This is a genomic window from Ruegeria sp. PrR005 (assembly GCF_010500245.1).
Classification (GTDB): domain Bacteria; phylum Pseudomonadota; class Alphaproteobacteria; order Rhodobacterales; family Rhodobacteraceae; genus Ruegeria_B; species Ruegeria_B marisflavi.
In genome coordinates, this window is record NZ_JAAGOX010000011.1 from 191,986 (window position 1) to 204,614 (window position 12,629).

A 12,629-nucleotide genomic window follows, 5' to 3' on the forward strand; every position below is an offset into this window, starting at 1 on the left:
TCGTTCGGCGCCGATGCGTCTTTTGGTGGAATATGTTAACATGTTAAAGTACATTCCACACAGACTGGCACGGACAGGAGCAGGCACATGATCCGGAACATCCTTTTCATCATGTTCGACCAGCTCAGGTGGGATTACCTGAGCTGTTACGGTCATCCGCATCTGCACACGCCCCATATCGACCGGCTGGCGGCGCGGGGGGTGCGGTTCGACCGCGCCTATATCCAGTCGCCCATCTGCGGCTCTTCGCGGATGTCGACCTATACCGGGCGTTATGTGCATTCACACGGGGCGAGCTGGAACGGCATCCCGCTGAAAGTGGGAGAGATCACCATGGGCGATCACCTGCGCAAGGCAGGCATGGGCTGCTGGCTGGTGGGCAAGACCCATATGCGGGCCGATGCCGAGGGCATGGCCCGGCTGGGGCTGGAACCCGACAGCCTGATCGGGGCGCGGGTCGCCGAATGCGGGTTCGACGTGTTCGAGCGTGACGACGGGATGTTGCCCGAGGGGCCGGATGGCGCCTATGACCCGGACGGGGCCAAGACCTATAACGAATGGCTGCGCGACAAGGGCTATGACAGCGACAACCCCTGGCACGATTTTGCCAATTCGGGGCTGGATGCCGAAGGCAACGTGCTGTCGGGCTGGTTCCTGAAGAATTCTCCCGAGGCGGCCAATATCGCCGAAGAGGATAGCGAGACCCCCTATCTGACCGGGCGCGGCATCGAATTCATGCAGCAGGCCGAAGGGCCATGGTGCTGTCACCTGAGCTATATCAAGCCGCACTGGCCCTATATCGTGCCCGAGCCCTACTCCAGCATGTACGGGCCGGAGCATGTGCTGCCGGTGGTGCGTTCGGAGGCCGAGCGGCAAAATGCGCATCCGGTGCTGAAGGCGTTCATGGACACCAAGATCGGCCAGACGTTCTCGCGGCAGGATGTGCGCGAGGCGGTGATCCCTGCCTATATGGGGCTGATCAAGCAGGCCGATGACCAGATGGGGCGGCTGTTTGCCTGGCTGGAAGAGACCGGGCGCGACAAGGATACGGTGATCGTGCTGACCAGCGACCATGGCGATTTCCTGGGCGATCACTGGATGGGGGAAAAGACGTTTTTCCACGATACCTCGACCCGCGTTCCCCTGATCATCTACGACCCCAGCCCCGAGGCGGACGCGACGCGCGGCACGGTCTGTGAGGCGCTGGTGGAATCGATCGACCTGGCGCCGACCTTTGTCGAGATCGCAGGCGGCGAGGTGGCGGGCCACATCCTGGAGGGTGAGAGCCTGATGCCGATCCTGCGGGGCGAGCGTGCGGGCACGCTGCGCGACTATGTGATCTGCGAATACGACTATTCCGGCTCGCCGCTGGCCAAGCTGTTGGGCGTTTCGGTGCGCGACGCGGTGATGTTCATGATCGCCGATACGCGCTGGAAGCTGATCCATTGCGAGGGCGGGTTCCGCCCGCTGCTCTTCGATCTGGAGAACGATCCGCAGGAACTGGTGGATCTGGGCGAGAGCGAGGCGCACGGGGACGTGATCGCGGGCATGTATGACAAGCTGTTCCAATGGGCGCGGCGGCCATCGCAGCGCACCACGCGGTCAGAGGCACAGCTGATCGAGATGCGCGGCAAATCGGGCCGGCGCGGCGTGGTTCTGGGCGTTTATGACGAGAACGACACAGCCCTGGAGCTGACGGTGAAATACCGGGGCCGCACGGCGAAACCCTGGCAGGAGATCGTCAAGCCGAAGGAGTGACCTGCCGACCCTCTTGGGAAAACATGCGACAGACACGCGGATTTGGAGTACCGTTGTGCATCCGTAGTCCGCATGTTTCGAGGGGGAAGATACATGGCGCTGGAGGTCATCGGGGCCGGATTCGGCCGCACGGGTACCAATTCACTGAGACTGGCATTGCAACACCTGGGCTTTGGCCCATGCCACCACATGTTCGAGGTACGCGACAATCCTCAACAACTGCCCGCCTGGGAGGCCGCCGCGCGGGGCGAGGCGGTGGACTGGGACGCGATGTTTCAGGGCTATCGGTCACAGGTCGACTGGCCCGGTGCGGCCTATTGGCGGCAGCTGGCGGCGCATTACCCGGATGCCAAGGTGCTCCTGAGCGTGCGCGATCCGGATGCCTGGTTCGACAGCGTACAGGCGACGGTCGGGCCGTTCATGACGGTGATGCGCGGCAAGCACAGCAACGCTCACATGAACGCGATATCCGAGATGTGCGCCGATTTCATCGCGCGGGACATCTTTGACAACCGGATGGACGACCGCGCCCATGCCACCGCCGTTTTCACGGCGCATGTGGACGAGGTGCGCGACACCCTCCCGGCCGACCGGCTGCTGGTCTACGAGACCGGCAGCGGCTGGGGGCCGCTCTGTGATTTCCTGGACGTTCCGGTGCCGGAGGAGCCTTATCCGAATACCAACAGCAGCAAGGAGTTCCGCGCACAGCAGGGCATCACGACCTGACGGCCCGGTATCCGCCGGGTCACTGCACCCGGCGGTAGCGAAGCAGGTTGCCGCGCGGCACATAGATCAGCTCGATCCGGTCGCCTTCAGGCATCTCTATCCCGTAGCAGGCGGTCTCCCCGGTCTCGATCTCGCGCAGGGCGAGATAGCGGGCGCCAGTGGGAAAGTCCTCGCACCAGTCCTGGATGCTGATGGCTTCGGCGGTGATGTAGTCGCCGTTGTAGCGGGTGACCCGCTCGGCCCCGGTGATTTCCAGTGTCTCGGCCGGGTCGTCCAGCGATTGCCAGTCGCCCTGCATGGCATCAAGCAGGCTGTCGGCCTCGGTCCAGGGGCGGGTGGTGACCGACCGCGCGATCAGTTCGGCCGAGCTGTCGTAGATGGCGGTCATGTCGCCCTCGACCGAGATCGGCGCGCCGGGGGCGAGGCCGCGCATGACGTCCATCAGATGCGCCGGTGTTTCGGGCTGGTCGTAGACATAGATCAGGAACCCGTCGGCGTAGAAGCTGCAATAGGAGCCGCCATCGCCGATGGCGCATTCCTGAAACGTGCCCGCGTTGGAATAGGGCTCGCCATAGGTGCCGGGCGGGGCCGCGGCCGGGGTCTCGGGCCTTGTGTAGGGCCCGATGTTGTAGCGGAAGTCCTTGGCGGTCTTGCCGGTGTCGATCTTGCGGAACAGGTTGGTGACATAGCCGCGCGCCTGGCAGTCCGTGTCGCCGGTGATATCGAAAGCCTGCGGGCTGACGCAGAAGGCGATATCCTCGTGATCGAAGGTCCAGCCGTCGGCGGTGGCGGTGACGTAATAGTACCGGTTCTTCAGATCGCCGGTCAGCACCGTCAGGCATTGGCCCGGCTCGAAGATGTACCAGCCTTCGCTGACCCAGTCGGCATCTTTCTTGTAGCCAAGCGCCACCGATTGGGTGGCGGTGCTGTCGTTGCAGATCTCAAGCCCCGCCAGAGCCAGGGTGGGCGTGCTCAGCAAGAGGGTCAGAAAGGAAAGCCGGGGAAAAATGGAGTTTGGTTTCATCCCGCCAGCCTAGGGTGCGCGTCGGGCCGCTGGCAAGCGTTCAGAGCTTGGGCGCGATGCTGGGCGGGGTGATCTGGCGGCGTTTCAGCACCGCCTCGCGCCAGGTGATGAAGCTGACCGAGGCCAGGATCAGCGTACCACCCGCGATCACCCAGGGGTCGATCCCCTCGCCAAAGACCAGCGCGCCCAGCAGCGTGGCCCAGATCAGTTGCAGGAAGGTCACCGGCTGGGTCACCGCCACCGGCGCGGCCTTGAGCGCGAGGGTCATGAAATAGTGCCCGGCGGTGGCGAAACAGGCGATGGTGAACAGCACCACGACCTGATGCCAGGTGGGGGTCTGCCAGACCGCCACGGCAAAGGGGATCATCGCCACCGTGACCCAGACCGACAGATGCGCGACCACCACGGCCGGGCTGAGATCATCGACCGCGACCTTGGCCAGCAGGTAGGAACCGCCCAGCGTCAGCGTGGTGCCGAGCATCGCCAGATGGCCGGGCGAGACCTCGCGAAAGCCGGGGCGCAGGATGATCGCAGCGCCGATCAGCGCCACGAAGATGGCGGTGATCCGGCGGGCGGCCAGTTTCTCGCCCAGGAACAGGGCGGCGCCGAGGCTGACATAGACCGGCGTGAGGTAGTTCATCGCCGTGACCTCGGCCAGCGGGATCTGGGTCATGGCGAAGAACCACAGCATCACGCCCGCCGAGTGGATGGCGCCGCGCACGCCGAAGATGGTCCAGTGGCGGCGGGTCAGCCGGGCAGACAGGATCTGGCGCAGCGCCGGCAGCAGAAAGACGATGCCGAAGAGATAGCGCAGGAAAGCCGACTGGATCGGGTGCATCCCCTGCCCCATCGACTTGACCAGCGCGGTCATCACCACAAAGCAGAGCCCCGCCGCAAGCATCCAGAGGATACCGGCAACCGGGCGGGAGTCGGGGGACAGGTCCAGGGTCATGCCAGAGGTTGAACACGCAATTTTCGACCGGGGCAACCCTTCACATGACAACAAGTTCCGGCGCGGGTCACGTGAGCAGGAGTTTGGCGGCGATGGTCCACATGGTCAGCGCCACCAGCGTGTCGAGCACCTGCCAGGCGCGGGGGCGGGCAAAGAGCGGCGCCAGCAGCCGTGCGCCATAGCCAAGCGCAAAGAAGAAGGTGAGGCTGGCCAGCGCCGCGCCGATGCCGAAACTGAGCCGGTCGTGGTATTGCGCCGAGATCGAGCCGATCAGCACCACGGTGTCGAGATAGACATGCGGGTTGAGCCAAGTAAAGGCCAGCACCGTCAGCAGCACCGGGCGCAGCGGCAGGCTTGCTCCGTTTGCGGGGCCTGTGTCCAGCGCCTCGACCTTGGTAAAGGCGGCATGCAGACTGCGCGCGCCGTACCAGATCAGGAAGGCCGCGCCGCCATAGCGCATCAGCGGTTCGAACCAGTCCGCCGTCTGTGTCAGGCTGCCGAAGCCCGCCACTCCGGCGGTGATCAGCAGCGCATCGGAGAAGGCGCAGGTCAGGCAGACGACGAACACGTGCTCGCGCCGGATGCCCTGGCGCAGGACAAACGCGTTCTGCGCCCCGATGGCAAGGATCAGCCCGAGGCTGAGCGCGTATCCGGCGAAGAAGGCAGGCGACATGGGCGATGGTCCTTGATTGTGTCGGGGTTTGACTAGACGGCGCACGCAGTTTAAGCCAGTTAAAGATACTGACGGTGATTTAGTTTTCCTAATGCAGTTCGATCCCCAGCATCTGGCGGCCCTGGCCGCCATCCTGCGGCTTGGCAGTTTCGAGGGCGCCGCTAGCGCGCTGTCGGTGACGCCTTCGGCGGTTTCGCAGCGGATCCGCGCGCTGGAAGAGCGGGTGGGCCTGCCGTTGATCCATCGCGGCACGCCCTGCACCGGCACCGCCGCCGGGCTGCGGCTGGCGCGACATGCCGAGGATGTGGGTCTATTGGAGGCGCAGGTGAGCCGCGATCTGGCGCTGGACCAGGGTGCCGGGCCGGTGCGGGTGCGGATCGCGGTCAATGCCGACAGCCTGGCCACCTGGTTTCTGGCGGCGATGACCGGGGTCGAAGATGTGCTGTTCGACCTGGTGATCGACGATCAGGATCATTCCGCCGACTGGCTCAGGCGTGGCGAGGTGGCGGCCGCCATCACCGCCAATGACAAGCCGGTGCCGGGCTGCGACGCGCATCCGCTGGGCGCGCTGCGCTATATCGCGACGGCCAGCCCCGCCTTTATGCAACGCTGGTTCGCGGGCGGGGTCACGGCCGAGGCGCTGGAGCGCGCGCCCTGCCTGACCTTCAACGCCAAGGACCGGCTGCAACAGCGCTGGATCGAAGTGCAGACCGGCGCGCGGCTGAGCCCGCCCTGCCACTACCTGCCGTCCTCGCAGGGGTTTGTCGATGCCGCATCGGCCGGGATGGGATGGGGGATGAACCCGCGCGCCCTGGTGCGCGGGCAGCTCGACCGGGGGGATCTGGTGCCGCTGATCCCTCACCGGCCGCTGGACGTGCCGCTGACCTGGCAGGTGAGCCGGGTGCTGACCCCAGCGCTGGCGCCTCTGACGCGCGCGGTGCGGCGGGCGGCGGCGCTGGGCTTGAACCCGGACTGAGACTGCCGGATAAGGTTGCGACAGTCTTGGAGGATCCGCCATGTTTGCCCGCGACGCTCTCAGTTATTCCGCCCTGCCCTTGCCCGACCGGGTCGAGATGAGTGACGACCAGATGCTGGCCGCGGCCGAGGCGTTTCACGACACCATGCGGCGCCGACACACGGTGCGTGACTACTCGGATCGGCCGGTGCCGCGCGCGGTAATCGAGGCTTGCATCCGCACGGCGGGCACCGCGCCCTCGGGCGCCAATCACCAGCCCTGGCATTTTGTGGCGGTGGCCGATCCGGCGCTGAAGGCGCGGATCCGGGAGGAGGCCGAGGAGGAAGAGCGGCGGTTCTATGCGGGGGGCGCGGGCGACGAGTGGATCAAGGCGCTGGAGCCCATCGGCACCAATGCGGTGAAGGAACATCTGACGGTTGCGCCCTGGCTGATCGTGGTCTTTGCCCAGCGCTGGGGCCAGTTCGACGACGGCACCCGCTACAAGAACTATTACGTGCCCGAGAGCGTCAACATCGCCACCGGCTTCCTGCTGGCGGCGCTGCATCACGCGGGGCTGTGCGCGCTGACCCATACACCCAACCCGATGCGGTTCCTGAATGACGCGCTGGGGCGGCCCGCGTCCGAGAAACCCACGATGATCATCGCGGTGGGGCATCCGGCGAAGGATGCGACCGTGCCCGAGGTGGCCAAGATCAAGAAGCCGCTGAGCGAGATCGCGAGTTTCGCCGAGTAGCGCTTACATCGGCCAGAACAGCAGGATCGCGGGGATGGTGACGACGACGATCAAGAGTTCCAGCGGCAGGCCCATGCGCCAGTAATCGCCGAAGTGATAGCCGCCGGGGCCTAAGATCAGCGTGTTGTTCTTGTGCCCGATCGGGGTCAGGAACGCCGCCGAGGCCGCCACCGCCACCGCCATCAGGAACGGATCGGGCGAAACGCCCAGCGTATTGGCCATCTGGATGCCGACGGGGGCGGCGACAATGGTCGTCGCGGTGTTGTTGAGCACGTCCGACAGCGTCATCGTCACCACCATCAGCACGGTCAGGATGGCCCAGGCGGGCCAGCCTTGGGTCAATGTCACCAACCCACCCGCGATCAGTTGCGTCCCGCCCGAGGCCTCGAGCGCGGCGCCCAGCGGGATCATCGACCCCAGAAGCACCACCACCGGCCATTCGATATGGTCATACAGCTCGGCAATGGGCAGGATACCGGTCAGCACATAGGCCACCACCACCAGCCCCAGCGCCACCGGCAGATAGAGAAGCCCGACCGAGGCCGCCAGCACCGCCGCACCAAACAGCCCAATGGCCAGCCAGGTCTTGTCATTGGCCGTCACACTCAGGCCGCGGGTCGCCAGCGGCAGGCAGCCCAGCCACTCGGTCACATCCGGGCCCCGGTCGCGCGGGCAGAGCAGCAGCAGGATATCGCCGGGCTGCACCTCGGTCCGGCGAATGTGCTGGGTGATCCGGGTGCCCTGGCGCGAGATGCCCATCAGCACGGTGTTCTGCCGCCAGCTGAGCCCCAGCCCCTGCGCGGTGCGCCCTGCAATGCGGGCGCCGTCGGTCACCACCACCTCGATCACGTCCAGCCCCTCGCCCGCCGCCGTCAGCGCCTGCTGGCGCTCCTTGTCCGAGAAATCGAGGCTGAGGGCGGCGCGGAATTCATCGAGCGCCTCGGGCGTGGCCTCGATCACCAGCGTATCGCCGGCGGCCAGGATGGTGTTGGCGGCGCGGCCATAGCGGCGCTGGCCGTCGCGGATGAGGCCCAGGAGCGCTACGTCGGCCTTTTCTGCCTCGGCGTCCAGTTCAGCCAGTCGTTTGCCGATATGGGGCGAAGCTTCGGGCACCGTCAGTTCGGCAATGTATTCGGCCAGCGCCTCGGCCGCCTCGGCAGCGCCGCCGCCGCGTGTAGGAATCAGCCGCCAGCCGATCAGCGCCACAAAGATCAGCCCCGCCAGCGCCGCCGCCCCGCCGACCGGAGCAAAATCGAACATGTGGTATGGCTCACCCAGCGCCTCGGCCCGGATCGAGGCGATGATGATATTGGGCGGCGTGCCGATCAGCGTGACCATGCCGCCGAGGATGGTGGCAAAGGACAAGGGCATCAGCGTCAGCGCCGCCGCCCGCCCCGCCTTGCGCGCGGTCTGGATATCGACCGGCATCAGAAGCGCCAGCGCCGCCACGTTGTTCATGAAGGCCGAAAGCACCGCGCCGATGCCGCCCATCAGCGCGATATGGGCGCCAAGGCCGCGCGAGGCATCGACCAGCGTGCGGGTGATCAGGAACACCGCGCCCGAGCGCACCAGCCCGGCCGAGACCACCAGCACCAGCGCCACCACGATGGTGGCGGGATGGCCAAAGCCGGAAAACGCGTCCTTGACCGGAACCAGCCCCAGCACCACCCCCAGCATCAGCGCCGAAAACGCCACCAGATCGTAGCGGAATCGCCCCCAGAGCAGCAGCGCAAAGACCGCCGCGAAGAGAGAGAAGAGCAGGATCTGGTCGATCGTCATGGGCGAAATCTCCGGCAGTCAGGTCAGCCTAACCCGCGCCGGAGGGAAGGGCCACCGGCTCAGCGCGTTTCGCTTTCGGTGTCGCGGCGGCGGGCCAGCGCCACCGCAGTGACCAGTGCCAGCGCCATCAGGACCAGCGCGAACGGGTAATCGAGCAGCTTTTGCGGCTGGCCGTTCAGCAGGGCCAGCGTCTGCGACAGCGAGATTTCCAGCCGGGGTCCAAGGAAAAAGGCGATGATGAAGACCACCACCGAGATGCCGAAGGCGGACATGACATAGGCCAGAAGCGCAAAGACCAGCATCACCCCGATGCCGAACAGCCCGCCCGAAGCCAGCGCCACGCCGACGAAACACATCAGCAGCGCCGAGGCAAAGATGAAGGGTTCCGGCGCCGAGACCACCCGCACCCAGAACCGCAAGCCAAGCTGCCCGACCCAGAGGTTGATCAGGTTGGCGATGATCATCGCGCCAAACAGGCCATAGACCAGCTGCCCCTGCTGCGAGAACAGGAAGGGGCCGGGCTGGATGCCATGGATCATGAAGGCGCTGATGATAAGCGCGGCGCTGACGCTGCCGGGGATGCCAAGGGTCAGCATCGGGATCATGTTGGCCCCCATGACCGAGGAATTGGCCGACTCGGATGCGGCGATGCCGTGCAGGCTGCCCTTGCCAAAGCTCTCGGGCTCTTTCGATGCCTGCCGGGCCGAGGCATAGGACATGAAGGCCGCCGCCGTCGAGCCGATGCCGGGAAGCGCGCCCAGAATGGTGCCGATCACCGCGCCGCGCAGCATGGTGAAGCGGCAGCCCCAGTATTCGGCCCAACTGACGCTGCGGTCGGCGCGCGGCTGGTTGCGCGGCAGGGTGATCGCGGGGCGCACGGTGCCCCTTGTCTCGCTGAGCCGTTTGAGGAGTTCCGAAATCGCCAGCATGCCGATGGCGACCGAGGCCAGCGGCAGGCCGTCGTAAAGCTCGTAATTGCCGAAAATCAGCCGGGGCGAGCCATGTTCGGGATCGGTGCCCACCATCGCCGCCATCAGGCCCAGCGCGATGGCGACCACGCCCTTGACCAGCGATTGGCCCATCAGCCCGGCGATGACGGCAAAGGCGAGCAGCATCAGGCCCAGAACCTCGACCGGGCCCATGCGCAGCGCCAGGATCGCCATCGGCGCCGAGACGGTGATCAGCACGATATCGCTGAACGTGTCGCCGGTGATCGAGGCAAAGAGCGCCATCTTGGTCGCCTTGAGCGGTTTGCCCTGTTTCGCCAGCGGATAGCCGTCAAGCGCGGTTGCCGCCGCGTCCGGCGTGCCGGGGGTATTGAGCAGCACCGCCGGGATGGCGCCGCCGACCAGCCCGCCCTTGTTCACCCCCACCAGAAAGGCGATGCCGGTGAGCGGGTGCATGCCAAAGGTAAACGGAATGGCGATGGCCGTTGCCATAACCGGCCCGATCCCCGGCACCGCGCCGACAAACTGCCCCAGCGCCACGCCGAACAGGATGAACAGCAGGTTGATCGGGGCAAGGGCATCGCCAAACCCGGCGAGTATGACGCTCAGTTCCGGCATCTTTGGCCTTTCGTCATGAGGGTGCGGTTACGGCAGCGGGCGGTCGAGCAGCACCGCCACCGTGAACCAGATCGCGGCGGGCATTCCGGCGGCCCCCAGCATCAGCCAGAGCGGTCGCCGTTCATGCGCAAGCCACATCAGCACCAGCGCCATGGGGGGTGCGACCAGGACAAAACCCAGCCACGACATCGCCGCCAGCCCCAGCACCAGAACCCCGGCAAAGAGCATGGCGCGCGCCCAGTAGAACCGCCCCGGCCGCACATCGCCCGGCGGGCGGATGAACAGCGCCAGGCCACACAGGCCCAGCACCACCGCCAGGATGCGGGGCAAAGTCCGCGGCTTGAGCCAGCCGTAATCGGCCGCCTGCGCCTGCCAGGGGATGATGCTGGCGAAAAACGCCACCCCCAGCAGGATCAGGAACAGGCCCAAGAGCCGGTCGCTTGTCTTGGCTTGCATCACCAGCGCATCACTTGCCGAACAGTGCGCCCACGTTCACCAGCCCGTCGCGCAGCATCTTTTCGGTGCCTTCGGGGCCCATGTTCTCGATCGGCGATTTCAGCGAATTCATCACCACCGTCTTGACCTCTTCGCTGTCGAGCGCTGCGGCCAGCGCCTCGGTTATCGCCATGCGGGCATCCTCGGGCGTGCCCTTGGCGGCGGCAAAGAAGAACACCGGATCGACATAGATGTCATAGCCCTGTTCCGGCAGTGTCGGCGTGTCGGGGGCATAGTTGTGGCGTGTGTTGTTCATGCTGGCGATCATCTTGATCTCGCCGCTTTCGAGGAAGGGCAGGTGCTCGCCCGCCTCGAAACCGGCGATGGCCTGACCGCCCAGCACCAGTTTCAGGTTCTCGGCCCCGCCCTTGGTCGAGAGGAACTGGAACTCGGCCCCCGATTTCGCCATCACCTGGCGCATCGCCAGTTCCTGCGGCTTGGCGTCAAAGGCCAGCGGCGCGGCCCCGTTGGCCTTGGCATATTCGATCAGCCCGGCGACATCGTCGAACGGCGCATCGGCACGGGCAAAGAGGCCCAGCTGCGCCCGCGCCGCGGTGCCGAGATAATCGAAACTGTCCAGATCGAAACCCAACTCTCCGGGCTTGTTCACCAGGTTCACCAGGATCGGCATGTTGACCCCGAGCCCGACCACCGAGCCATCGGCGGGGCGGTTGGCGATCCCGGCGAACATGGCGACGCCGCCGCCGCCCGGCTTGTTCTCGGCAATCACGTTCCAGCCGGTCTGTTCCTTCATCACCTTGGCCACGACCCGGCCGATGGTGTCGGTCGAGCCACCGGCACCGAACCCGATCTGAAGCGTCAGGTTGCCCTTGGGCGCCCATTCGGCCTGGGCGACCCCGGCCACGAATAGACTGGCCGCAGCCGCGAATGCGGCGAGTGTCTTGCGCAATGTCATGGTTCTGTTCCTCCCTGAACATGGCCTGCGTCCACGGGAGCGCCCGCGTCGCATCGTCGTAGGCTCTGCCCCGAGTAAAACATGAATTACTTAACAAGCCAACAAATTTTCGTGAGTCCGGCGGGGCGCCAAACGGGGATTGAAGCCCCCCCGGCCCTTCGTCTATAGAAGCGCGGTCAAGCCAAATACGTCGGGAGTTCCACATGGCCGGCCATTCCAAATGGGCAAACATCCAGCACCGCAAGGGCCGGCAGGACGCCGCGCGGTCAAAGCTGTTCTCGAAGTTCTCGAAAGAGATCACCGTTGCAGCCAAGATGGGCGACCCGGACCCGGACAAGAACCCGCGCCTGCGCCTGGCGATCAAGGAAGCCAAGTCCCAGTCGATGCCCAAGGACAATATCGAACGCGCGATCAAGAAGGCGATCGGCGGCGATGGCGATGCCTATGAGGAAATCCGCTATGAGGGCTATGGCCCCAATGGCGTGGCGGTGATCGTCGAGGCGATGACCGACAACCGCAACCGCACCGCGTCGAACGTGCGCTCGACCTTCACCAAGCATGGCGGCAACCTGGGCGAGACCGGCTCGGTGGGCTTCATGTTCGAACGCAAGGGCGAGGTGATCTATCCGGCCTCCGTGGGCGATGCGGACACCGTGATGATGGCGGCGATTGAGGCCGGCGCCGAAGACGTGGAAAGCTCGGAAGAGGGCCACGTGATCTGGTGCGCCGATACCGACCTGAACGAGGTATCGACGGCGCTGGAAGCGGAGCTGGGCGAATCGGATTCGACCAAGCTGGTGTGGAAACCCTCGACCACCACCGAGCTGGACCTTGAAGCGATGCAGAAGCTGATGAAGCTGGTGGACGCACTGGAAGACGATGACGACGTACAGCGCGTGACCACCAATTTCGAGGCCTCCGACGAGGTTATGGCGGAGCTCTGAGCGCGGCCGAGGCAGGGGGCGCTGCCCCCGCCGCCCGTTCCGGGCGACTCCCCCGGAGTATTTCCGACCAGAAAGAAGCAGCAGGACC

At 65.7% G+C, this 12,629-nt stretch carries 12 protein-coding genes; 5 read left to right on the forward strand and 7 right to left on the reverse strand.

Features of this window, described 5'->3' with window-relative positions; all coding sequences use genetic code 11:
- Positions 1–87 precede the first annotated feature (87 nt).
- Entirely contained in the window at positions 88–1,758 is a 1,671-nt protein-coding gene (locus tag G0P99_RS07470; protein WP_164128758.1) for a sulfatase-like hydrolase/transferase, read from the forward strand.
- 93 nt (positions 1,759–1,851) lie between these two features.
- Entirely contained in the window at positions 1,852–2,484 is a 633-nt protein-coding gene (locus G0P99_RS07475) for a sulfotransferase family protein (protein WP_164128759.1), read from the forward strand.
- Positions 2,485–2,503: 19 nt separating this feature from the next.
- Here the strand turns inward: G0P99_RS07475 and G0P99_RS07480 are convergent, their stop codons facing one another.
- From G0P99_RS07480 to G0P99_RS07490, 3 genes are all read right to left on the reverse strand, one after another.
- Positions 2,504–3,508 (reverse strand): DUF1036 domain-containing protein, encoded by a 1,005-nt coding sequence (locus G0P99_RS07480; protein ID WP_164128760.1) that lies wholly within the window; start codon positions 3,506–3,508, stop codon positions 2,504–2,506.
- 40 nt (positions 3,509–3,548) lie between these two features.
- On the reverse strand, positions 3,549–4,460 hold the full coding sequence (locus tag G0P99_RS07485; protein ID WP_164128761.1) for a DMT family transporter: 912 nt from the start codon (positions 4,458–4,460) through the stop codon (positions 3,549–3,551).
- A 67-nt stretch (positions 4,461–4,527) separates the two neighbouring features.
- Positions 4,528–5,133, reverse strand: a complete 606-nt coding sequence (locus tag G0P99_RS07490; protein WP_164128762.1) for a LysE/ArgO family amino acid transporter — start codon at positions 5,131–5,133, stop codon at positions 4,528–4,530.
- A gap of 91 nt (positions 5,134–5,224) precedes the next feature.
- On the opposite strand from G0P99_RS07490, the gene G0P99_RS07495 reads away from it, so the two are divergent.
- Positions 5,225–6,109, forward strand: a complete 885-nt coding sequence (locus G0P99_RS07495) for a LysR family transcriptional regulator ArgP (protein WP_164128763.1) — start codon at positions 5,225–5,227, stop codon at positions 6,107–6,109.
- 40 nt (positions 6,110–6,149) lie between these two features.
- Entirely contained in the window at positions 6,150–6,842 is a 693-nt protein-coding gene (locus G0P99_RS07500; RefSeq protein ID WP_164128764.1) for a nitroreductase family protein, read from the forward strand.
- Between the two features lie 3 nt (positions 6,843–6,845).
- Here the strand turns inward: G0P99_RS07500 and G0P99_RS07505 are convergent, their stop codons facing one another.
- From G0P99_RS07505 to G0P99_RS07520, 4 genes are read right to left on the reverse strand one after another with little or no spacing between them, the layout of a single operon-like run.
- Entirely contained in the window at positions 6,846–8,621 is a 1,776-nt protein-coding gene (locus G0P99_RS07505; protein ID WP_164128765.1) for an SLC13 family permease, read from the reverse strand.
- Positions 8,622–8,680: 59 nt separating this feature from the next.
- Positions 8,681–10,186, reverse strand: a complete 1,506-nt coding sequence (locus G0P99_RS07510) for a tripartite tricarboxylate transporter permease (RefSeq protein ID WP_164128766.1) — start codon at positions 10,184–10,186, stop codon at positions 8,681–8,683.
- A 27-nt stretch (positions 10,187–10,213) separates the two neighbouring features.
- The gene (locus tag G0P99_RS07515) at positions 10,214–10,642 is read right to left on the reverse strand and encodes a tripartite tricarboxylate transporter TctB family protein (RefSeq protein WP_164128767.1); all 429 of its coding nucleotides are present in this window, start codon (positions 10,640–10,642) and stop codon (positions 10,214–10,216) included.
- 10 nt (positions 10,643–10,652) lie between these two features.
- On the reverse strand, positions 10,653–11,597 hold the full coding sequence (locus G0P99_RS07520; RefSeq protein ID WP_164128768.1) for a tripartite tricarboxylate transporter substrate binding protein: 945 nt from the start codon (positions 11,595–11,597) through the stop codon (positions 10,653–10,655).
- A gap of 203 nt (positions 11,598–11,800) precedes the next feature.
- Between G0P99_RS07520 and G0P99_RS07525 the strand changes: the two genes are divergently transcribed.
- Positions 11,801–12,541 carry a YebC/PmpR family DNA-binding transcriptional regulator gene (locus G0P99_RS07525; RefSeq protein ID WP_164128769.1) on the forward strand — a complete coding sequence of 247 codons (741 nt, stop codon included), beginning with the start codon at positions 11,801–11,803 and terminating at the stop codon, positions 12,539–12,541.
- Positions 12,542–12,629 lie beyond the last annotated feature (88 nt).